The organism is Nostoc sp. T09 (assembly GCF_002154695.1).
Taxonomy (GTDB): domain Bacteria; phylum Cyanobacteriota; class Cyanobacteriia; order Cyanobacteriales; family Nostocaceae; genus Aulosira.
In genome coordinates this window covers 1-23,658 of sequence record NZ_MTAV01000092.1, presented here as the reverse complement: position 1 = coordinate 23,658, position 23,658 = coordinate 1, and the positions used below count along the sequence as shown (strand labels likewise).

The window sequence follows — 23,658 nt, the reverse complement described above, 5'->3', positions numbered from 1 at the left end:
AATAGGGGGCTTGTTTAAGTAGTGCGATCGCTATGCTAGTTCTAGGTAACCATAGTAGGTTAAAATTTCCTACGCTCAAAACTCTTATTTAGAATTAAAAACTTGCATAAGTGATTCAGTCCCATCATTTTTACGCAATTCTGCCAGCTTCACAGAGTGTTTTCCATTGGGATACAGCAGATTTTATCAGAGTTATCAAAAATGCTGCCAAGACAGCGAATTTAACTGTTATTGGTGAGCTTGCTTATGCATTTCAGCCACAGGGAGTTTCAGCAGTCATTTTACTTGCAGAATCTCATGTAGCATTACACTTTTGGCCAGAGGAAGCAAAGGTCACAATTGATATTCATATATGTGACTATCAAAAAGATAATCAAGCAAAGGCTAGGCTGTTAGCCAAAATATTAACAATCCAAATTAGTGAATCAGAAAGTATGCATGGCTGGAATTATTTATATATCAGTGGTTGATCGGTTGTCATTGGTCATTTGTGCTTCCTCTGTTTCCCATTTTCACTTTTAGCCTTCTACCTCTTGCTTTCTGTTCTGTGGCTCAGGTAAAGAAATCGGACTAAGGGATTGAGGTGATGAATCTAACTGCGGTGGTTCAGGTGATCGCTCGATAGTTCCATCATTGAAGTAAGATCCAACAATCTTGTCGTAGTTAGAAGCAACGGCTAAAAAAGCCCCGCCCAAAATATAAATAGGTAATGGCAGAGTAAATTCCTTTACCCAGTCAAACAGTTCTGCCAAGGCAAACAATACAAAAAAGCAAGCAAGCCAAACCCTCATTTTTTTCTCTCCCGTGTGTAGGCAAATCTACTAAATAAAGTAGACAGCTTGCATGATACTTGATTTTCAATTTAACTTGTTGCTGTTTTACGCTCAATCGCCTTTGTCACTCTATTTGCAGAGTAACACTGCTGAGAGTGCGGTAAGCGATCGCCTATGCCGTTAGGCTTATCGCCACTACCCGACAAAATTCCTTCAGAGTCAGTTCACAGCATAGCTATCTTTGATGATTCTCGCCAGGGTAAAAACGGCTACCCTTATTCAGATAAGTTTGACCTATAGAGTTACGTTGATAAGTTTCTATTAGTTTGGATGCATTAATATTGACTACATCTTAAGTACATTATTTGACCTTGATTGTTATCTTCCTAGAGTTATAAATGAGGAATAGTTATTTCTTTAGTAATAGTTAAGTAGCTGGCTAATAAACAGCAGCTATCTAAGTTAGACATTCTAGCTCTACTTAGAGCACTATCGTGCTTATTTGCGTTACTTTAATATGACAGTTTTATAACTGGTGTGGCTATGAAGACAGTAAATAACAACTTCTGTATTTTGATGTATAGATCTATATCTTGTTATATGCCGTATTGCTGTTAACATAGCAACCTAATGTGTGTTTGAATTTGTAAATACATTTTCTATTAAAAAATAAAAGCTAATGACAAAGAAGTAGTAAAGTATTTTAATGAGCTTAAGAAGGTATAAACCTTAGCTAAGCAATAAAATAGCCTTTGGTCTTCAAGAAGAAATATCAATTTTATTTCTTGCTTTGAAGGCTACAGATGCTAGTGATTAAAAGCCTGTGCTCAATATTACCCTCTTAGTCATCAGAGAGCTAATAGGCAGCATGTATATGTTTATTTTATAGATTTAGGATGATGTATGCATTTTTATTGTGTAATTTGCATACATTAATTCCATGTCAATCTTTTTGTATATAATTTGTTGATTAAAAAACTTAGAAGCATCATCGTTGTAAATAAAAAACGTTGAGCCTTGAGAATTGAAATCTCTAGGAAATTAAATCTCATAAAATCAATATCTTTTTTTTAAAAGTTACACACTCTGATAAGATGCTGTAGTGACCAAGTAATTAAAGATTTTGTAAAGAGGCTACTATTAACTAGAGTTTTGTGAAAGGCTATACAGCCTTAATGTCTTTTAGTAAACTCGTGCTTTGAGTTCTCCAAAAATTTGAAAACCATAGAAAAATAGAGTTTTCAGTAACACCATGATTCCAATTTTGAGAAATTTAAACATAAAAAAATAAACTTTGTTTAATTAAAAACGCTTAAATTTCAGAAAAACCTTTGTTGTTGCTTGATGCCTTCCAATGACATCTACCTTCTCATGGTTGAGGCATAAGAGCCTCTTTTGTACTTTTTTTTCTTTGGGTGTACTTGCTTATGCAAGCATCCCAGCTTTTGCTCAAGTATCTGTTATCAGAAATACTGCTGGCGCGGGTGCAAATAGTCTCCCGAGACGCAGCTCTAATGAGGTAAGATTAACAGCTTCTCAAGCTGCTTTAGAAATTATCAAAACAGGTGACAGATCAGCCGCAGAACCGGGTGATACAGTAATTTATCGCCTTGCTATTAGAAATACTGGCAGATCGCCTGCAAGAAATCTCACGGTTACAGATAGGCTGCCTTTAGGATTGCGATTTATTTCTAAATCGCTGAAAGGTTCTATTGGAAATACATCTGTTTCCATAACTGCTAACTCTAGTGCCAATCGGGCGGTGACAATTTCACTAAACCCAGCTACAGAACTACAACCAAATCAAACTTTGAATGTAGCGTATGCAGTTGAAGTAACGCCAGATGCGGTTCGGGGAACTGGCAGAAACTTGGCGCAAGCCCAAGCAGGTACGTTGACAAGTAACCAATCGAGCCATCTTTTGCGAATTAGACCAGGGATTGTATCTGATTGTGGCACCATAATTGGGCGAGTATTTGTTGATAAAAACTTTGACGGCGAACAGCAACCAAACGAACCAGGAGTGCCGAACGCCGTAATTTATATGGATGATGGCAATCGCATCGTCACTGATGCCAATGGATTATTTTCCTTGGCAAATGTTATATCGGGTTATCGGTCAGCAACGCTGGACTTGACTAGCTTACCAGGCTATGCGCTGGCACCTAATAACTACTTCATCGAAAGAAATAGCCAGTCACGCATGGTGAAATTAGCACCGAGTAGTCTGGCACGGGTCAATTTTGGGGTTACGCCTGCGTTTTCAGGGGGTAAGCGATGAACAATAGAAAGCTAGGAGTGATATTTACCAAAGAATTAGGTAATATTTCCAAAATCAGATTAGGCTTCCCACATAGGGATAGTGTCCAGACGCAACAGTTATCTATTTTGCGCTTGGCTCTGCAAAGTAAAGGTAAAAAAGTTATATTATTTGCTTTTTTGGCATTCATCGCACCTTCTTTTTTTGGGATGAAGGCAACCGCAACTAGCAACCAAGCCTTTGCCACAGAAACAGATAAAAGCGATGCACAAACTGTTGCTTCCTCAGAAACAGTCAAAGAAGAGGAGCAAAAAGAGGTTGATCGGATAGTCGCTCAAACCTTGCCATCAGTAACCACACCTTCTACAACAGATCCAGGCTCGATATTTCCACAAGATCCAGCAATCCAATTTCAGCAAAATCCTGCCTCTCCTGTTGCTCCACAAGCAATTCCTACACAACCAGCAGCGCCAATAGAGAACGGTAGACCAACGAGTCTGCCGCAGAATTCCAACAGTAAAGTCCGAATTGAAGTTACACCAGTAGGCGACCCCCGAGTCCAAGCCGATGGACGCTCAACCATCAAGCTACAAGGGCAAATTACCGACGACAAAGGTCAACTGCTTCTTGAGGATTTGATGGTAACTTTAACCAGCAGTGCTGGGAAATTCGTGGGAGCAGATCAAGATAAAGACCAAGGCGGATTTCAGGTACGTGCCATCGGTGGAGAATTTACTGCAACTCTGCAATCAGATATCAAACCCCAACAAGTAAAGATTCGGGCAGCAGTAGAGAAAATAAAAACGCGATCTGCCGTAGGCGGCAGCGCTTCGCTATCGCCCCAAATCAAACCAGGCAATTTATCATTTCCCCAACAAACAGATACCTCACTGCTTGACAAGGTTGGGGAATCACCCATAGAAGCCTACACCCAAGTAGAATTCACCACCTATCTACGTCCTTCACTCGCAACAGGGATAGTCAATTTACGCATTGGGCCTGGTGGCACTGATTATTGGGGAAGTTTTCGGGACTTTCTCAACCCCGACAAACTAGGGGGAACCCAAGTTGATTTGACAGCCGCAGTCTTTGCCACAGGTAAAGTTGGAGATTGGCTATTTACGGGCGCATTTAATAGCGAACGTCCAATTAACCAAGACTGCGAAGGCAGAAACCGCCTATTTGGGGGAATTCAGTTTTGCGAACAACAATATCCCGTCTACGGCGATAGTTCCACATTTACATCCACTACCCCCTCTATTGATAGTTTCTATGCTCGCTTCGAGCGCAGTTCCTCCATACCCGGAGCAGATCCAGACTATGTAATGTGGGGTGACTACAACACCCAAGAATTTGCTAGAGCTTCCCAACTCTATACAGCTACATCCCGTCAGTTACACGGTTTTAAAGCTAACTACAACTTCGGTCCCTTTCAAATAACTGGCTTGTATGCCAACAATATTGAGGGCTTCCAACGAGATACTATCGTCCCCAACGGTCTGAGTGGTAATTACTTCCTTTCCAAGCGGCTGTTAGTTCCAGGAAGTGAAACCGTTTATTTAGAAGCAGAGGAAATTAATCGCCCCGGTACAGTAATTGAGCGTCAACAGTTGTTTCGCGGGCCAGATTATGAAATTGACTACGATCGCGGCACACTTTTATTTCGCCGTCCCATCCTAGCCACAGAACTCAATCCTTTTGGAGCCACCTTAGTCAGACGTATTGTCATTACCTACCAAAATGAAGGCGGACAGGATTCAACACTCTACGGTGGGCGGCTGCAATATAACATTTCCCAAGAGTTGGAAAACAAATCTTTTGTCGGTGCAAGTTTCCTCCAAGAAGACCAAGGTAGCCAAGATTTTCAACTGTTTGGTACAGACTTTTTAGTATCTTTAGGCAATGTCGGTAAGATTGTCGGGGAATATGCCCGTTCTAATGGCACCCTCGTCAATGGTCAAGATTTTAACGGTTCTGCTTACCGCTTAGAAGCCTTTGGCAAACTAGGCGATAGTTTATTAGGTCAAGCCTACTACAGAGCAGTAGAACCCAACTTCACCAATAACTCCACCTTTAGCTTCACACCAGGGCAAACACGCTACGGAGCATCAGTTCTCGCTAAGTTGACTAACACCACTAGCTTTACTGTTGGCTACGACTTTGAAGAAAACTATGGGACTACTGCTGTCGGTCTGAATAGTTTGTTGGGCTTTTTTGACTTATTCGATCCGCAACCACAAGCCCGTCCGGGAGAGACAGTTAACAATACTCTCAAAACCTTCCGCGCTGGAATATTGCAAAGATTTGGAACTGCGGATATGAGTTTAGAGTATGTCAATCGTTCTCGAGAAGACCGAATCAGCAATCGTTTTAGTGGCGATGCCGATCAGTTAGTTTCTCGTCTCAAATTCCCATTAACACAATCTTTGACCTTTCAAGGGCAAAATGAACTGAATTTAGGTAATAGCGATCCTCTATATCCCAACCGCACTACTTTAGGTCTGGATTGGAAAGCCTATCCGGGAGTGACACTACGATTAGCTCACCAATTCTATGATGACAGCAGCTTAATTCCTGGTAACTCCATCACTACCTTAGACACAATCCTTGATCGCAAGTTGTCTGAAGATACCAGTTTGATTGGTCGTTATTCAGTGCTATCAGCTTTTAACGGACTGCAAGGACAGGGTGCTGTCGGACTGAATCATCGCTGGGCCGTTGCGCCAGGATTACGCGTTAACGTTGGTTACGAATACATATTCAAGAACATCTTTAATGGCACGGCTGCTGGTTCTCAATTTGGTCAATATTATGCAGTTGGTCAAACAGCTTCCTCGTTGGGCCTATTTTCTGGTTCCGTCTATAGTGTGGGGCTAGAGTATACCGATAATCCCCAATTCCAAGCCAGCACGAGGTTTGAGTATCGTGATGGGGATGAAGGCAACAATCTCGTAATTTCCGCCGCTGCTGCGGGGAAACTTTCACCAGCTTTGACAGCATTAGTTCGCTATCAACAAGCAGGAGAGGCTAACGTCTTTCTTCCCTCTACTGTTGGTGTGATAGCAGAAGGCGTCAGATTCCAAGAACTGGGAGACACCTCCAATTTGAAACTCGGTTTAGCCTATCGCGATCCGAGTAGCGATAAATTCAACGCCTTACTGAAATATGAGTGGCGGCAAAACTATGATTCAATTCCCGAAACTCAATTAACAGGTAGTACAGCTACAGGACATATCTTCTCCGCAGAAGCCATTTATGCCCCTGACTGGCGCTGGGAGTTTTATGGCAAATATGCCCTCCGCAATGGTGTGACTTTCTTTGATGGCGATCGCTACGATGCTGATGTCAACTTGGCCCAGCTAAGAGCCACTTACAGACTCGGTTATCGTACCGATTTAGCAGTAGAAGGACGCTGGATTGGACAAACCTCCAATAGCGGCACCAACTACAACGAATTCGGTATCGCTGTAGAGTCTGGGTATTATTTAACCCCCGATTTACGAGTGGGTTTAGGCTACAGCTTTGGCAGCGTTGATGACCGAGATTTTACTGGCTACCGTTCTGAAGGTGGTATTTATTTGAACATCAGCTTGAAGCTGAACGAACTTTTAGGCGGCTTTGGATTACAAAAACCCGTACCCAAGCAGCAGGAGGAATCGGAAGTCCAACCGACAGCCCAGGTACAGCCCAATGCGTCTAAGAGTGAGCTGATTAATTCCCTCAAGCAATCACAGCAACAAGCGGTTAAGCCAGATACATCAAACAGTGAAATTTCTAAACTTCTAGCAAAAATCCGCATCAAAAAGGAACCACAGATGAACACAGATAAACACTGATATTTATCTGTGGTTCGATATCAGCCACAAGCAATGAAGTAGCAGCCCAGGTTCAAGGTGTATAGGAGTGAGTGATGTCCAGTTTGAAAGTCCGATGGCTACAAGATTTCCCTTGGTGGAAACTCAAAGATGACAAAGAAAAACAGACAAAATCCAGCTTATTCAGAAACAACTTCTTCTGCGTCAGCCCCCAAACTCAAAAAAAGACTATCTCAGCACTAACGCAAAATCTCTCTAAAACTCTTCTTTCTCCGTGTCCTCTGCGCCCTCTGCGGTTCGTTTCTCCTCTTATCTTCTACCTCTTAACTTCCGAAGCCGCACTCAGCCAAACACCTACGCCATCACCACAACTTCCCTTTCCCACTTCTCTACGAGTAGTAGTTAACAGCAACCAAGATGGTAATGTTCAACCTGATGACCAGCTAACTTTACGCGAAGCCATCCAACTGGTAAATGGTACATTATCACTTGCTCAACTTAGCAGTGCAGAAAAAGCGCTAGTGCAACCCCTAACTGGTGGTGGTTCACGGATTGAGTTTAGTCTACCTACAAACGCAACCACCATTCTTTTACAGTCACAACTGCCAGATCTAGCAAGCCCAGGACTAGTTATAGATGGCGCTACTCAACCTGGATATAACGCTTCAACTTCAGCCACAGCAGAAATTGCCATTCCAATTCCTGTAGTAGCGATCACACCTGCACCTGACAAAGAAATATTTCGCGGTTTAACTGTTGTCGCCGATGGTGTGACGATTCGCGGTTTAAGTCTTTACGGATTCAATGCCAGCCCAATTAAGCAGCAATTAGGAAATCTTTTAGTTTACGATGGTGTCCCTAAACCCGTAACTTTGACTACGCCACCTGGGGATATTGTCATTGCCCACCGTCTACCGCCTCCCAATACCAGCCAACAGCAACCACCTAACAGCAACTTTCCTTTCTATGACAAGGATGTGCCACCAAAAAATGTGGTCATCGAGAATAACTGGTTAGGACTGACTACTACTGAAACATTACCAGAAAAAACATCTGCATTCGGGATTTACGTATTCAACTCCCAAGGTGCAACAATTCGCCGCAACCGAATTTACTACCATGATGGCAGCGCTATTATTACCTCAGTGCGAGGGGAAAATACCTTAGTTCAAGAAAATATTATTGTCGGTAATGGGATTGCTGGGATGCCTGATGCCTTGCGAATAGAAGGTGTGGTGAGCAAATCCCGAATTACGAGTAACTTAATTTGTGCCAATGATGGCGCAGGGGTGTATTTATTTAAACCACAAGGTGATGTACAAATCCGTGATAACCGCATCACTTACAATGGTAGACGTTTGCGACGGGCAGCAGTTTACTTGATGGGCAGTGACCATCAGGTGACAGGTAACGAAATTTCCTATCAAACTGGGCCTGGGGTAGTGGTAACAGCTTTTCCCCAAAGTGAACGCAACATTATTCAAAATAACTCGTTTGCAGCATTAGAAGGTTTGAGTATTGACCTAAATGCCCAAAGAGATTTAGACGTAAGTGATTGGCAAAGAGGAGACGGACCAAATCCCAAACGCAATTCTGGCAATCGCCGCTTAGATACAGGCAACGGTGCAATTAATGCCCCAGAATTTAAAACACGAGAATTTTTACCTAGTGGTAATAGTGTCACCTTACAAGGTAAAGCCGATCCTGGTTCTGAGGTGACTATTTATCGCTTAGGAGATTATCAACAAGGTAAGCAAGCACTCTATCAACCAGGTTATGGAGCACTTAGCCAGCCATTAGCCAACACACCTGTGGATGAGAAGGGGAATTTTAGCATCACAGTTGTAAATCTACGGGCGGGGGATATAGTCAGTGCGATCGCTACAGATCCCAAATACGGCACATCGGAACCTGCGATCGCTGCCTTTATTGGCCCCAGAGGCGCTACACCCAGTCTTCCACCCGCAGGTAAGCAAAACCCCATCCCTCAATGTACTTCCCGACCTGCGCCACCACAGCCACCCACACCACCCACACCACCAACGGTTATACCACCCGCTCCTCTGCGGATACGGGCACCACGGAATGTTCACTTCGCCTTAGATAAATCTTTTATTAGTCCGGCAAGTGCGATTGTCCTTGATCGCGTGGCGCAAGTATTGCAGCAGAATCCCCTCATTGTCATCGAAATTCAAGGTCACACTGACCCCCGCGCCAGCAATGATTATAACTTGGCATTGGGTAGAAGAAGGGCCTTAGCTACGAGAAATTACTTATTACGCCAAGGTATTCCCCCAGAACGGATGACCATCCGCACCTTGGGTGAAAGTCAAAGAGTCAGTGAAGGTAGTAGCCGCCTAGATTACGCACGCGATCGCCGTGCCGAAATTATCTACAAAGATGTCAGAGGGATTGACATCATCATTGAAGGCCAAGAACAAGACCTGCAATTAGAACCAGATAGGAACAGAAGGTAGGAACTGAGTAGGGGAATCAGAATTTCCCCTTCTAAGCAGATTTTCTCCTGCAAATTTCTGCTCTGCGCCTCAGGCAAAACCCAAAATCTACAAAATCTTCCTTTAAAAGCCTCATTTCAGTATTTTTTTGGTCAAAAATCTACATCTTGTTTAGGAAGCCAGTAATGAAACCTTTATTTAAAAATCTACTTAAACCTTTAAGAGGTACATTCCTGACACTACTGTTTACTGTGCCTCAGGTTCCTCTTGTAGGCAGCCTTTCCAGTAAAAAGGTGCTAGCGCAAGCAAATAGCTGTCCAGGTGGTACACAACCAGCAACTTTTGAGTGGAGTCCTACTACTAATCTGGCAGAATTTTTAGCTCAAAACCTTAGCGCTAATGGAGTTAGAGCTACTTTTCAGTTTACCGATAACCCTGCTCCTCTGGGAACAGTCACCGATACCCAAAATTTTAATGTTAACTCCGATAATCAAGTAACAAGAATTGATACACCTTCACCTACAGATATCTACGGTGGAATCTTAGGATCGCATCTGCGCTGGAATATCGGTTTGGGCAAAAACCCAACACAAGGTAATTCCACACTCATCATTACCTTCTCTCAACCAGTCACCTTGGCAACTCCGCTACTTTTTATGGATGTTGACCGAGATGGTGCACGAGATTTCGATCCTCCATCACAAATTCAGAGAATATTTCAAGATCGAATTACAGTAACAGCAGTTAATGGAACTGCATCTGTTCCCTTAACTGGTAGAGCGATCGGTCCAAATACGAGAGTGACTAATAACGGTAACAGCGTCCTTGCAGAAGGGATTAGAGAAAATGCTTTCCCCAACACTAGCGATGCCAACGTTGAGATTACACCATCTGGTGCTATCAACCAAATCCGGGTGCTTTACGAAGCCGGAAGAGAATTCGGTGAACCCAGGCAAGATGAGACTGTGGGTCTGAATAAAATCAGTATATGTGTACTTCCAGGTACAATAGGTGATACTGTCTTCAATGACACCAACGCTAACAATCGTCAAGACCCTGGTGAAACTGGAATCAGCGGTGTTGAACTAAATGTCAAAGATCGCAACGGTAACGTAGTTGGCACTACAACTACTGATAATAATGGTAAATACAGCTTTCCTAATTTAGCTGCGGGTCAATATACAGTTGCCGTCTCCAAACCACCTAATGGGTTTACACCCACTCTTACCCAACCCAATCCCATTGCTCTAATTTCTGGACAGAATTACGATCAAGCTGATTTTGGTTTTACTCCACAGGCACAAGGTACGGGTTCGATTGGAGATTTTGTATTTAGCGATACTAATGGCAACGGCGTTGCTGAACCTGGAGAACCAGGAATTGCTAACCTCAATCTTGTACTCAGAGATGCCAATGGAAACGTAATTACCACTACTAAAACTGATACCAACGGTGTCTACAGATTTATTAATGTCCCGGCTGGCAATTACACAGTAGCAGTTACCAATCCGCCTGCTGGCTTTACTCCAACTCTACAACCTGGCGCTGTCAACCTCGTTGCCAATCAAAATATCGATACCGTTGATTTTGGTTTTCGTCCGCCTACTGATGGGTCGATTGGCGATACCGTTTTCACTGATACTAACGGTAATGGTACTCAAGATAATAATGAACCAGGTAACCCAAATGTCACAGTTACATTAACACTGCCAAATGGTACTACGCGAACTGCTACCACCGATGGTAATGGTAAATACAGCTTCCCTAATTTGGCTCCAGGTAATTACCAAGTAAGTGCCAATCCGCCTCAAGGTAATATTCTGACCACTGGTATCAACCCCTTTAACATTAACCTCTTACCTAGTCAAAAATTAGATAGTGCTGACTTTGGTTTTCGTCCCAATGCATTTACTGGCGATCGCGGTTCTATTGGTGATACCGTATTCAACGATACAAATGGCAACGGTATACAAGACTCAGGCGAATCGGGAATTTCCAATGTTCCTATTACCCTGACTCTTCCTGGCAATGATGGCATATTGGGAACTGGCGATGATACCACCCAAACAACTACCACTAATGGCAACGGTATCTACAATTTCAATAATCTACCAACAGGTAACTACAGAGTTACAGTCAATCCTCCCTTCAACTTTCCGCAAATTACCACTGGTAGTTCTCAAGTAAATGTCAATCTTCAACCAGGCCAATCGCTGACTAACGTTGACTTTGGGTTGCGGCGACCCCCTGGCGGTTCTATTGGTGACTTGATCTTCAACGATAACAATAGCAATGGCAGACAAGACTCAGGCGAAACAGGAATTCCCAATGTCAACCTGACTCTCAGAAATGCCAATGGTGAGATAGTTGATACTACTACGAGCAATAACAACGGTAACTATATTTTTACAGGCTTGCCGCTGGGTAATTATACTGTAGATGTTACCTCACCCCAAAACTTTACACCAACAACTTCAACAACCGCCTCAGCAAATTTAACTTCCGCCAATCCAGATAATATTAATGTTGACTTTGGTTTCGCACCTGGTAACGCTAGCACTAGCGGAACTAGTTTGCAGTTAGTCAAACGAATTACTGCGATCGCCAGAATAAATGGTCAGCGTACTCCCTACAATACGTTTGTAGATGACCCCAACGATCAAAATGATAATGTCCTAAGGCCTGCGCCTCTTGGTCAATATGAACTCCAGACACCTGTGGAAAGTGGTGATGAAGTAGAGTACACAGTTTATTTCCGCGCTGGCCAATTACTGGAGAATCTTAATTTCTGTGACTTAATTCCTGCGGGAACAACTTATGTACCCAACAGTATTGCCGTGAATGGCGGCGGTTCTGGTGCGGATCGTGGAAGATTTTTCTCACCCCTGACATCTTTAGAACAAGTTCCTGAAAGTAATGTTTGTGAAAATCGTAATAATCCCAACGGTACAGTAATTGTCAAGCTAGGTAATGTTCCTAGCGGCCAATCTGGGTCTGTTAGCTTCCGTGTCAAAATCGATTAGTACTGTTAGCTGTCAGTTGTTTTTACCACTGACTACTGGCAGCTAAGATAAAATTCCCCAAACTTCAGCCACAGGATGAGTTCAAATATTCCCTGATAAATAGTCTCTCAATTTCATGAGCAGGTAGAGGTTGAGAAAATAAGTAACCTTGACCAAATTCACATCCAAGTTGCTTTAACCATTGAAGCTGCTGTTGTGTTTCAATACCTTCTGCCATAACTGCTAGTCCAAGTTGATTGCTGAGTGTGATTATAGTTTTGACAAGTTGATAATTTCGGCTATCCTCTTGCATTTGATTAATAAAGGAACGATCAATTTTCAAGAAGTCAGCAGGTAAGCGATACAGATAATTGAGCGATGAATATCCAGTGCCAAAATCATCAATGCTAATTTCAATTCCCAGTTTTTTTAACTGCTCTAATACAATGAGTGCCTCATTTATATTATCAATGAGCATACTCTCTGTAATTTCTAAAGTTAAACAGTGACCATCTAAACCTGTTTGAACCAAAATGCGTTCTATGTCCTTAACCAATGTGGTTTTACGAAGGTCTTGAACTGAGAGATTAACACTCACTTTCAACGGAAATTGATTAGCGAAATGAGGTTGCCAAAGTGCAAGTTGCTGACAGGCAGTGTCAAGTATCCAGCTATCTAAAGGCACAATCAGCCCTGTTTCTTCAGCTAGGGGAATAAATTCTCCGGGAGACACAAATCCCCGAATCGGGTGTTGCCAGCGCACCAGTGCTTCAAAACCAATCAAATGATTACTATTTATATCAAAAATGGGCTGATAGTAAACGAGAAACTCTTGCCGTTCCAAAGCCTTACAAAGATCATTTTCTAAATTTAGACGGATTAGTGCTTGAGTATGCATCTCGGCATCAAATATCTTATAGCAGCTTTTTCCTTGAGTTTTTGCTTGATACATTGCAATATCTGAATCTCGAAGCAAATCGGAGGCTTGGCGATAATTTTCTGTGCCTAAAACAATACCAATACTCGTGGTAATAAATACTTTATATCCATTGAGCATTAATGGAGCTTGAAAATCTCCTAGTATCCGCTCGGCAACTCTAATTGCTTCTTCAATTCCTTCCAGGTTTTCCAGCAAAATTACAAATTCATCACCACCTAAGCGAGCCGCTAAATCCATTGCCCGAATTTTGGATTTTAGCCTCTGAGCAATGATAGTTAATAGTTGATCTCCAGCTAAATGTCCCAAGCTGTCATTAATGATTTTGAACCGATCCATATCGAGAAACAACACAGCAAAATGATAATTTTCAATTCGTTTGGCTCGATTAATGGCTAATTCCAGCCTTTCCATCAGCAGATTCCGATTGGGTAAGTCAGTTAGAGCATCATGTAGTGCGTTGTAAATTAGCTGTTCTTCTGCATATTTGCGATCGCTAATATCAGTGATTGTGCCAATATACCCTGTAATCTGTCCTACTAAATCATGCTCTGCAACAGCTTGCCCAAATACCCAAGCCACCGTACCATCAGGCTGTTGAAATCGATATTCTAGCTGGAAAGAACGATTTTCTTTAACAGCACAATACCACTCAGCTAAAACTTTTTCTTGATCGTTAGGGTGAAGTCCTTTAACCCATCCAGCTTCGGCTGCTTCTTGTGAAGTTAGTCCGGTAATTTTGCACCAGCGTTCATTAACGTAAAGACAGTTTCCTTGAGCATCAGTTCGGAAAATACCAACTGGCGCTGCGGCTGCTAAAGAAGCATAGCGTTGTTCGCTTTGCCGTAGATGTGCTTCTGTTCGTTGTCGTTCTGCTAGTTCTGTTTGCAATTGCTCATAAGCAGTAGCCTGCTGGATAGCGATCGCCAACTGAGTTGAAAGCTGTTGTATAAGAGTAATCTCTTCAGCTTGCCATTGCCTAGGAGTTTGGCTTTCAGTAACGTTCAGCAGTCCCCACAGATTTTCGCCTTCGATAATTGGCACCAAAATTTTTGCCCGAGTTTGTAATGATTCCAGTAGCTGGCGATGGCAATCACTCATCTGTGTTGTGTAGATATCACAGACAACGCGAGTCCGTTCTTTGCGATCGCTCGTTACCCAATCAGGTGCATAACAAGAATCGTAAATTTTTCTACCTTGGTAAGATAAATAACCTTCAGCTACGGATTCTGCAACTACAACTACGCTCCAGTCGGGTTGGAATTGCCAGATAGCAGCGCGATCGCAGTTTAAAAGCGATCGCACTTCTTGAACTGTTGTTTCGAGAATATTCTGTAGATTAAGTGAAGAACGGATTTGAGTAGCAATAGTGGTAATTAACCGCTCTCGCTCCGCTTTTGTTTTGAGTATAGCTGTACGCTCAAGAACTTGCTGCTCTAATTCGGCGTTGCGATTTTGCAGCAGTTCTAGTTTCTCTGCTTCTAATCGAGACACTCGATGTTCTAATACTTCGACTAAGTAAGTTAACTCCAAAGGATTAAGTACTTTGAGAATACTAGTCTGAGTAACAATCCCTAATAACTCTCCTTGAGTTCCAACTACTACTATCCGTTTAACTAGGTATTGCTGCATTATTTGTTGAACAATCCACAGCGATTCCTCTGGGCTAACCGAGAAAACTGGCGTACTCATGACGTCATGGGCTTGGAGACGTTCAAAATCTAGTTCTAGTGCGTGAAATTGAACAATATCTCGCTCTGTGACAATGCCGAGTGGGATTTGTAGAACTTTTTCTTGTGTCTTCTGAACTCGTTCTTCCACAAGCACCACTGAACTTACCTGATGTTCTGCCATCAAACGAGTCACAGCAAGCATAGAAACATTGGGAGCAGCATAAATCACTTGAGGAGACATCACATCTGCTACTAGGCGTAGTTGTAGCAAGTCTATGGGACGCGATAATTGTCGCAAGCTTTCATGAGTCAGTAGCCCCACGATTTGGTTTTGCTCATTGAGCAGAGGTAAGTGCCGAATGTGATACTGCTGGAGCAGATTGACAGCAAAGAAGAGATTGGTAAATGCTGATTGCTGCAAAGTAATAACTGGATGTGTCATTACATCCCCGATTGCCAAATTCTCTAGCGATCGCTTTTGACAACTGAGACGAACCACGTCTCGTTCAGTAAAAATGCCTAATATTTGATTATTCTCAACTATCAATACACAGCTTGACCGTGCCTCAAGGTGCAAAGCTTCAATTTCGCTATCTACCTCTTTTGAAGATGAACACATCGCACGAATACCACTCATCTGGGCGATCCCTGCCATCACAGATGTATCTGGCGAAACTATCAGCGGGTTGCGAATAATTGCTGACTCCAGCTCAACTTCTGTCAAAGCAGTAGAAGGTATGAACATTCGTGCAAGGGTATTTAGAATTTCTTAAACTTTCACTTCAATCATGCGCGTTGCATCACTGTACTTAAAACAGTACATTTGCCAAACTTTTAATTCAGAGAATATGAAGAAGCTAGCTATGAATAACTTAAATATGAGTAAACCTTGTCAAGGTTTTCTTTTTTCAGGAGAATTACTTATAGCAAAATAAAGGTATCAAAATCCAGAATTCAGAAGTAAAACAGTCTTTATGCTTGGGTTTAAGACTGAGTATCTGTACTTCACATTCCTTGAAATCCGCTATATGTTTTTCTTGGGACGATCCTACTCAAATTAGCGGTGCTGATTTAAATATTCTTCATAAGCAATTTATATTTGAAGAGGCAGTTAAGCAAGGATTTATACAACCGTTCTTTACTAAACACGCTAATGCCTCCTACTAGACTGCAAAGGCTGGACTACCTTGACACAGCTATATTTACAACTCCTACACCTTGAGAATACTTTGATGGCAATAAATTCCAGAGCAGGCGATAGAGTTGTAAAGGCTGATCTTGACCTTTAACTTGAACAAGGGGCATTTTTTCAAAAGGCAAATTCATCGCCCTCAAACGATCAAATGTTGTTTGAGATATAACTATCTCTCCAGCTTGGGCAACATTACATATTCTACTGGTGACATTTGTTGTATCACCAATAGTAGCGTACTGAATAAGTTTGTCTGAGCCGATATTGCCTGCTGCTACTTTTCCCGTATTCAGCCCAATGTGGATTTGAATCGGTTGCTTACCCTGCTGCACCCATTGTTGATTGAGCCGCTGTACTGCCCACTGCATATCAATTGCTGCTTGTATGGCTCTTTCTGCATCATCGGGCTTACGATAAGGAGCACCCCAAATAGCGAATAAGGCATCTCCAATATATTTCTCCAAAGTGCCTTCATATTGAAAGACAATCTCCTCTACCATGACCTCGAAGTACTCATTCAGCATCGCAATCACTTGACGCGGCTGCATTGTAGAAGACATTTTTGTGAAATTAGTAATATCAGCAAACAGAGCTGTTACTTCTGTGTCGACAATTCCCAAGTTAACTTCTTCCTTAAGCTTTTTCCTAACAGCTTCGGGAAAGAATCGCTCTAGCTTATTACGCATGACTGCTTCAGCTTCAATTTTCTTGTAAAGATTGGCGTTGTCAATAGCGATCGCAGCCTGGTTAGCTAAAGCAGTCAGAAATTCCACATCTTCGTCAGAGTAAACATCCGACAAAGACAAATTATCAACGTATAATACCCCAATCACTTCCTCTCTTGGTTTGAGAGGAATGCACATTGAAGCACGAATGGTTTGTACAAAAACAGACTCTGAATCATTAAACCGTTGATCGAGACAGGCATCAGTAGTTAAAATTGCAGTGCCATTTTTATATACATAATTTGTAATATTTTTACTATAAAATTGATTCTCACTAGAAATTCCTGAGCGCAACTTTACAGCTTTGTGTTCGAGCTGCTTTGTTGTTTCATTCACCATCAAGATTACCGCTCGGTCTACATTGATAATCTCAAATAGTAAATCGAGAATCTTCTCTAACAGTCGGTCAGGCTCCTCAGGAGAAGAAAGCTGTTTGCTCACCTCTAGCAAGATTTTTAATTTATCTACTGTCCGCTGATTACTACCCCGATGTGAAAGCCGTAGAAGTGAATCTCCTCTCCCTGGAGAATCCAGTAAGTCCTGCATTTTAAAGCGGCTTTGCTCAGTGGAGAATTGTTTAACAATCGTCTCAGGAATAGTTATTTGACAGTCTTGTTCGCTTATAGATGCTTGTTTAGAGTTAATACTAGAAGGTGTGGGTGTAGCGTTAATTTTGTCAACAAATTTTAACTCCACGTTGCCACAATTAATTAAATCTCCGTCCTTAAGTTCGTATTGATCAATTTTGGCATTATTGACAAAAGTGTGATTAAGGCTTTGCAGATCCTTAATGGCGATCCGATCCTCAGCAATTATAATTTCTGCATGATAACGAGATAAGCTCTCATCTGTAAGCACAATGGTGTTATCACCGCTACGTCCGATAGTGTTAAGACCAAACTTCAATTGATGAGGTCTTTCTTGAGGAGTGTTAGGGGCGTAGATTAAATATGGCATGTTCCACCCTCACCTTTCCACTTATCTTGAAAATTGCTTTGCTGAATCAAAGGATACACCCCACGACCATTAGATACTATAAGATTCACTGTGCCCAATAAAAATTTCGCACTAAACCATATATATATTTAAATATCTCAGAAAGTTGGGAGAGAATTATGCAAGTTCACGATGAATTTATATAAGCTGAATAGGGCTTACCACAAGTTAGCTAGCAACCTTGCTAGAGAATACTCCCTGGCTTTGGAACATGATGGACCAACTTTAACAATATAAAAAATCTTACAAATTATTATTATCGGTTTTTTGGGGGACTGAGTTATTCATCGTATTTGGTTTTTCCTGGTTTGGTAAATGCTTGTTACCATATTTCTCGATTTGAGATAGTCCTTGCTTGGCTATATTTTCCGCAGCTTGTTTAAATAATGGTTCTAATTTATTTTGCCAATATTTAATGTTAGGCAACTTTTCTGGGTGTTTTTGATAATCCAAAACTTTATCCCATTGACCTTGTGCTACTGCCGTATTAATGTCATTAAATAAAGCATCTGCTTTAGCCCAATCTTGCTGCCACTGGGCAATCATCACAGCAGTTTCTTTGAAACTAAAAGAAGCCGTTTTCGGTACCGATTTTAGCAGCGCGATCGCTCCTGGTAAATCTCCTGATTCATATTTTTTCTTGGCTTCCTCCAAAACCTGAGCGCTATTATCAGTAGATTGCGATCGCTCTGATTTTTCCGAGTCAGAAGTAAATGGTTCTGACCGGAATGGCTCTGAACTATTGGGTGATGAAGTTGCTACCTTACTAGATTTAGGTTTTGGTTTCGGCAGCGGTCGGTTAGCAATTAGAGTATTATCATCTACTGTCCTAATTGCAATACCTCTGTCTCGTAAACAAGACTTCCATTGTTCATTATTTCCTATCACAGCCGAGTGTGCCCAAGCCAATTTTCCTGAGTTAAGTTTTACTTCTACCCAACCCAGTTTTGTTTGTTTACCAGTGACCTCAAACTTAGTATTCTTGTTAACTGTTTGCACAATACTATCAGAATTGATGTCACTAGGTTCAGAACGAATATTAGAATTCCCCACGACAACAGCTAAACAGTTATTAGCCAAAGTAGTATCATTACCTGTTAAATTAGCTGCTAAATTCTTCACACTTGGATAGAAATTTGTGACTAAAGCAGCAGCACCGCCTGCTAATAAAAGCCCAACTATTAAAGGTAATGGGTCAGGTTTGTTAGAGTCTTGACGGACAGGTTTAGCAACCACTTTATTCGCTGGTGCAACTGCGACAGTTTGCTGCCGAGAAACTTGAGTAGGAGTTTGATTTTGCTGAGAGCTAGAATTTTGGCGAAATTCCTCTAGCTTAGAGGCGACAGCAACAGGAGTCATCAACTCTCTACAAGCTTGCAGTGCTTCTGTTGCATTTTGGTAGCGGTCTTTAAAGTGATAACGCACCATTTTGCTCAAAACTGCTGCCAATTTGGAATTTACAGTTACTAAATGCTGCCAGAGAAGTTCGCCTGTATTTGGATCTTCTTGTAATGCTGTCGCTGTTAGTCCTGTTATAGCTTGAATAGCAATTATACCTAAAGAATAGATATCGCTATTTGGACGGGGTTTGCCTTGCCCTTGTTCTGTAGGCATATAACCGGGAGTACCAATAACTACCGTAGCAGTAGGTTGTCCCCCAGACGCAACCAATTGTGTACGTAGTTGTTTAACTGCCCCAAAGTCTACTAAAACTAATTTATTGTCAGAAGCCCGACGGATAATATTATCTGGCTTGATGTCGCGGTGAATTACGCCTTGACTGTGTACAAATTCTAAAATACCCAGCACTTCTTGCAACAGTTGAACAACCTGAGTTTCACTCCAGCTCTTACCTGGTAAGAGTTCTTCACTCAGGGTATTTCCTTCAATAAATTCTTGTACTAAATAGAATTCTTGATTTTCGTCAAAATAAGCCAAAAGCCGAGGTATTTGATCGTGCTTGCCCAGAAGCTCTAATGTTTCCGCCTCACTGCTGAACAGGCGCTTGGCTGTGTCAAAAATCCTGGGGTCGGAACTAGTGGGTTTCAGGTGCTTGACAACGCAAATAGGATTGCCTGGCCGCCTAGTATCTTGAGCGATGTAGGTTTGACCAAATCCTCCTAGAGCTAAGACTCTAATTACTTGGTAACGATGGTCTAGTAGCTTGCCGATCATATTCTTTCCCCAGTGTTAACACCCAATTTTCCAGATGCTAATCAATATCTCCAAATTTTCCTCCATGAAATCCGCTATCTTGAGAAAAGATTTGAACTAAAAATGTAATTTTTTTAATAAACATAGATTGTTAATTTTTGTTTCAACATCTTTTTTGATTAGCAATGCCACCCAAAATAAACAACTCTGTCACCTGGCAGCAGGCTGAAATCCTGATGCAGCCTGCTTTCATCCGTGTGGTTGATAATATTCGCAAGCAACTAGATGTGTCTTCTTGGACAGGAACTTATCATGATGTATTGATTTGGCCTGCCAGTACCACCGATGAAACCAAAGCAACTGTGACTCAGCTGTTGCAAGACATGGAAACCGCAACCCCCGAACAAGCAGATGAAATCAGAGAAACGCTTTCCCGTCTGCCAATGCCCCATCCAGGATATCATCTACGTTTGCAGCGTCAAGAGCAGCAGATAACTATCGATTTGTGGGAGCTGTGTTACCAAGTATGTTTTATTAACTACAGCCCAGATATCTTTAATGCCGATTTCTCTGAGATTGACACTAGTTTAATTGATGAGATGGGAGAAGTCGATTGGCAGCATTTAGAAACTAAAACCAAAGATCTGGTTGTGCAGGTATTTGCTAATTTACCTGAGTAAAGTACACAGTAAAAATTCTAGTAGTGTGACTGTAATCAAAAACTATGGGAGCCAAGATTTCATAGCCTACGATAAGGCATTAGTTTTGGAGCTATCCCAGCTTTAGTGATGATTTCTCCGTTGGCCTGCGGTAACAACTGGCGATCACAGGCTTAAAATCTTGATTTAGTAAGGCTATAAAAATTCTTGAGTTGAGTCAAGCATAGTTTGCCCAAAAGTAGGTAGACTGGTCAAGATACAATGGCATTCAGGATATTGCTGCCCAATTTTTTCGCCCTATGCTACCGATCATCTATTCCGATGAGTTTCTGGATCACAAGACTGGAAACTACCATCCAGAAAGACCAGAACGTTTGACTGCGATCGTCAACGCTTTAAAGGAAGCTGAGTTTGCAGAAAAAATTGCTTGGCAATCGCCCACACAAGTATCTGAAAAGCCATTACTAATGTCTGTACTAGGACAAGCTCATACTTTAAATTACATCAACAAAGTCAAGGAAATTGCTTCTACTGGCGGGGGTTACTTGGATGGAGATACGCCAGTTTCTCCACGCAGTTATGATGTGGCATTGTTGGCAGTGAGTGCTTGGCTAGATGGAGTTGATACGGTTTTGGCAACAGAGAATCCGGCTTTTGTGCTAGCTCGCCCCCCTGGACACCATGCAGAAAGCGATACAGGTATGGGGTTTTGTTTATTTTCTAATGCTGCGATCGCAGCTTTTTATGCTCTACAACAACCTGGAATTAGCCGTGTAGCCATCCTCGACTGGGATGTACATCATGGTAATGGTACTCAGGCGATCGTGGAAACTCAGCCGCAAATTGCCTACTGTTCTCTACATCAGTATCCCTGCTATCCTGGTACGGGTAAAGCCTCCGAACGTGGTTTTCATAATAATATATTGAATTTGCCTGTACCTCCTGGTAGCAATATAGAAGTATATCAGCCGCTATTTGAGAAGATAGTAGTACCTTTTTTAGCCAAGTTCCAAGCAGATTTATTAATTATTAGCGCTGGTTACGATGGCAATGCCGCAGATCCTTTAGCAAGTATTAATTTACAACCAGCAGACTATGGTTTATTCATGGATTATTGTTTAGAGCTAACTCGAAAAATTCTTTTTGGTTTAGAAGGTGGTTATGATTTACCAGCACTTTCCCAATCAGTAATGGCTACAATCGGACGCTGCTTAGTTTAAAATTTCTTCTTTCTTCTAGTTAGACCTATAAAGTATCTAAAGTCTAGGAGCTTAATACAAGTAACAGCCATCCAGTAATAATGTTTATTAGAAAGGAACTGGTGGATCTCAAAGCTCTTAACTATAGCACTGTGAAGTTTTATTTCAGCCTAGCGACATAGCTATGACTCAAACAAGCATAAAAGTAGGGAAATTGCCACCGATTAGCCTATGACAGTTGGAAAGTTGGCTGTTTGGCAGGACAATATTGCCGCTTTGACACCTGATTCCTAATAATTTTATAATTTATTTTGTAAATGATAAAAAAGCACATAAATAACCAATAAATTTACTAACATTGCTTATAAAATTTTTCTTTTTCTTTTTTCCATCTATAGGTTATGTAAGGAATTGATTCAAAAATCTGTCTTTACATCTTAATTAAATAAAATTTAAATAATAATTTACAGCTACTATGCAATCTAAGTATAAATACATAGCTAGTATTAATTTATTTTTGACATTAATTTATTTCAGTAACGTATTGAACAAAATCCCAAGGAAATTTATAGAAACTTCAAAAAGAAAAAGTTTGAGATGTGTTTTTAAATAGCTAAAGTTTTGTTAAGATGCAAATGCTAGTAAATTCTCAACGAAATACACCAATCAGGGTGTGAAGAGATTAAACAGCATTAGCAACACAGAGTTATAGAGGTGAAGTGTAATGACCACCTACATTTTCTTCAATGATGCCCTCCAGATGCTGACCAACGCCTATTTGATATCAGCAATAGTCCTAATAGCAGCTTCTGGTATAGGTTTGGCAGTAATAGAAACGATTGAAAAGACAGGAGAACGCTAAGTTTCAACTTGGCGTTTTACTTTTGACTCAAAACCTATTGAGTGTATGTGTTCGCTGTCCAGAAATCCTGGGAACACTAAACTATGAAAGTCTCACGGCGTTGCAGAATCACGTGAAAGTTATAGAACGTGCAAGCAACTGTACCGCTATTGAGGCCTTAATCAAGGAGCAACTACAATGGGTTCATTAGACACGGTATTGGGTACAAACAGTCAGGCTCAAGCGACACTAAGTCCAGCGGAAGCTTTTGCCGCTCTCACACTGGCTGCAACATCTGTAGATGGTTATCTCTCAGATGATGAAGCGCGTTGTATCTCCTCAGTTCTATCTCGGTTGAAGCTTTTTAGAAATTATACCAATGATCTGATAACCAGACTATTGGAAAAAATCCTCAGCATCCTGCGCCAGGATGGTTTAAATGTTTTATTCAATACAGCCAAAGAATCCTTAACTCAAGACTTACGTGAAGCAGCATTCGCAGTAGCTACAGATTTGTTACTATCTAAGGGTATGGTTACAGACGAAGAAACAAATTTTTTAAATGATCTGTATCAAGCCTTAGAAATTCCCAGAGATCTGGCAATACAAATAGTACAAGTAATTGTAATAAAAAACTGTGTATAATATAAATTCTTATTCATCTTATCGTAATAACTAAGTGAATTCATCATTAAAGAAGAATTTAAACTCGGTTTGTTAAATGTAATTAGTTTAAAAAATTACATATTATGCAATTTATTAACAAATAATATAAATACTTTAAGTGTAACTCTTTTTAGCGCTCACCTAGAAGTTCTTTCAATCCATCTAATACTAAATTTACCTTAAACGCTTAGCCCTCTTCTGTCACTTTCCGGAATAAGCAAGTAGTAAAGAAGCTAAATCATCCAGAAGTATAACAGGGTTTAAATTGATTCATTGCGGCAATTAAATGATTGAATCCCAGTAACAAATC

Annotated in this window: 13 protein-coding genes; 9 read left to right on the top strand and 4 right to left on the bottom strand. The window is 41.3% G+C overall.

The window, feature by feature from the left end; all coding sequences use genetic code 11:
- The first annotated feature begins 110 nt into the window (after window positions 1–110).
- Window positions 111–470, top strand: coding sequence for an S-adenosylmethionine decarboxylase (speD, locus tag BV372_RS19195; protein ID WP_086688092.1), 360 nt, complete (start codon window positions 111–113; stop codon window positions 468–470).
- Between the two features lie 48 nt (window positions 471–518).
- Here speD and BV372_RS19190 read toward each other — a convergent pair whose 3' ends face one another.
- Window positions 519–791: a hypothetical protein gene (locus BV372_RS19190; protein ID WP_086688091.1), complete on the bottom strand. Its 273-nt coding sequence runs from the start codon at window positions 789–791 to the stop codon at window positions 519–521.
- A gap of 1,336 nt (window positions 792–2,127) precedes the next feature.
- On the opposite strand from BV372_RS19190, the gene BV372_RS19185 reads away from it, so the two are divergent.
- The 4 genes from BV372_RS19185 (at window position 2,128) to BV372_RS19170 (ending at window position 12,327) form a co-directional block, all read left to right on the top strand.
- Window positions 2,128–3,054 (top strand): DUF11 domain-containing protein, encoded by a 927-nt coding sequence (locus BV372_RS19185; RefSeq protein ID WP_086688090.1) that lies wholly within the window; start codon window positions 2,128–2,130, stop codon window positions 3,052–3,054.
- The gene (locus BV372_RS19180) at window positions 3,051–6,869 is read left to right on the top strand and encodes a hypothetical protein (RefSeq protein WP_256973321.1); all 3,819 of its coding nucleotides are present in this window, start codon (window positions 3,051–3,053) and stop codon (window positions 6,867–6,869) included. Before BV372_RS19185 ends, BV372_RS19180 begins: the two co-directional genes overlap by 4 nt.
- Before the next feature lie 74 nt (window positions 6,870–6,943).
- Window positions 6,944–9,325, top strand: a complete 2,382-nt coding sequence (locus BV372_RS19175; protein WP_256973320.1) for an OmpA family protein — start codon at window positions 6,944–6,946, stop codon at window positions 9,323–9,325.
- 164 nt (window positions 9,326–9,489) lie between these two features.
- Window positions 9,490–12,327 carry a collagen binding domain-containing protein gene (locus BV372_RS19170; protein ID WP_086688089.1) on the top strand — a complete coding sequence of 946 codons (2,838 nt, stop codon included), beginning with the start codon at window positions 9,490–9,492 and terminating at the stop codon, window positions 12,325–12,327.
- Window positions 12,328–12,391: 64 nt separating this feature from the next.
- Here BV372_RS19170 and BV372_RS19165 read toward each other — a convergent pair whose 3' ends face one another.
- From BV372_RS19165 to BV372_RS19155, 3 genes are all read right to left on the bottom strand, one after another.
- Complete coding sequence (locus tag BV372_RS19165; RefSeq protein WP_143845197.1) at window positions 12,392–15,661, bottom strand: EAL domain-containing protein; 3,270 nt, start codon at window positions 15,659–15,661, stop codon at window positions 12,392–12,394.
- A 437-nt stretch (window positions 15,662–16,098) separates the two neighbouring features.
- On the bottom strand, window positions 16,099–17,790 hold the full coding sequence (locus tag BV372_RS19160; protein WP_086688088.1) for an adenylate/guanylate cyclase domain-containing protein: 1,692 nt from the start codon (window positions 17,788–17,790) through the stop codon (window positions 16,099–16,101).
- A gap of 282 nt (window positions 17,791–18,072) precedes the next feature.
- Window positions 18,073–20,004: a serine/threonine protein kinase gene (locus tag BV372_RS19155; RefSeq protein WP_086688087.1), complete on the bottom strand. Its 1,932-nt coding sequence runs from the start codon at window positions 20,002–20,004 to the stop codon at window positions 18,073–18,075.
- 164 nt (window positions 20,005–20,168) lie between these two features.
- On the opposite strand from BV372_RS19155, the gene BV372_RS19150 reads away from it, so the two are divergent.
- The 4 genes from BV372_RS19150 to BV372_RS19140 all read left to right on the top strand — a co-directional run bounded on the left by BV372_RS19150 (window position 20,169) and on the right by BV372_RS19140 (window position 23,327).
- The gene (locus BV372_RS19150; RefSeq protein ID WP_086688086.1) at window positions 20,169–20,663 is read left to right on the top strand and encodes a hypothetical protein; all 495 of its coding nucleotides are present in this window, start codon (window positions 20,169–20,171) and stop codon (window positions 20,661–20,663) included.
- A 278-nt stretch (window positions 20,664–20,941) separates the two neighbouring features.
- The gene (locus BV372_RS19145; RefSeq protein WP_086688085.1) at window positions 20,942–21,862 is read left to right on the top strand and encodes a histone deacetylase; all 921 of its coding nucleotides are present in this window, start codon (window positions 20,942–20,944) and stop codon (window positions 21,860–21,862) included.
- Window positions 21,863–22,565: 703 nt separating this feature from the next.
- On the top strand, window positions 22,566–22,703 hold the full coding sequence (locus BV372_RS36455) for a hypothetical protein (protein ID WP_166507518.1): 138 nt from the start codon (window positions 22,566–22,568) through the stop codon (window positions 22,701–22,703).
- Between the two features lie 177 nt (window positions 22,704–22,880).
- On the top strand, window positions 22,881–23,327 hold the full coding sequence (locus tag BV372_RS19140) for a tellurite resistance TerB family protein (protein WP_086688084.1): 447 nt from the start codon (window positions 22,881–22,883) through the stop codon (window positions 23,325–23,327).
- Window positions 23,328–23,658 lie beyond the last annotated feature (331 nt).

Bases quoted from the DNA above. Each gene is read 5' to 3' on its own strand.
- BV372_RS19190 (WP_086688091.1), bottom strand. From the start codon at position 791: ATGAGGGTTTGGCTTGCTTGCTTTTTTGTATTGTTTGCCTTGGCAGAA.
- BV372_RS19185 (WP_086688090.1), top strand. From the start codon at position 2,128: ATGACATCTACCTTCTCATGGTTGAGGCATAAGAGCCTCTTTTGTACT.
- BV372_RS19180 (WP_256973321.1), top strand. From the start codon at position 3,051: ATGAACAATAGAAAGCTAGGAGTGATATTTACCAAAGAATTAGGTAAT.
- BV372_RS19175 (WP_256973320.1), top strand. From the start codon at position 6,944: ATGTCCAGTTTGAAAGTCCGATGGCTACAAGATTTCCCTTGGTGGAAA.
- BV372_RS19170 (WP_086688089.1), top strand. From the start codon at position 9,490: ATGAAACCTTTATTTAAAAATCTACTTAAACCTTTAAGAGGTACATTC.
- BV372_RS19165 (WP_143845197.1), bottom strand. From the start codon at position 15,661: ATGTTCATACCTTCTACTGCTTTGACAGAAGTTGAGCTGGAGTCAGCA.
- BV372_RS19160 (WP_086688088.1), bottom strand. From the start codon at position 17,790: ATGCCATATTTAATCTACGCCCCTAACACTCCTCAAGAAAGACCTCAT.
- BV372_RS19155 (WP_086688087.1), bottom strand. From the start codon at position 20,004: ATGATCGGCAAGCTACTAGACCATCGTTACCAAGTAATTAGAGTCTTA.
- BV372_RS19150 (WP_086688086.1), top strand. From the start codon at position 20,169: ATGCCACCCAAAATAAACAACTCTGTCACCTGGCAGCAGGCTGAAATC.
- BV372_RS19145 (WP_086688085.1), top strand. From the start codon at position 20,942: ATGCTACCGATCATCTATTCCGATGAGTTTCTGGATCACAAGACTGGA.
- BV372_RS36455 (WP_166507518.1), top strand. From the start codon at position 22,566: ATGACCACCTACATTTTCTTCAATGATGCCCTCCAGATGCTGACCAAC.
- BV372_RS19140 (WP_086688084.1), top strand. From the start codon at position 22,881: ATGGGTTCATTAGACACGGTATTGGGTACAAACAGTCAGGCTCAAGCG.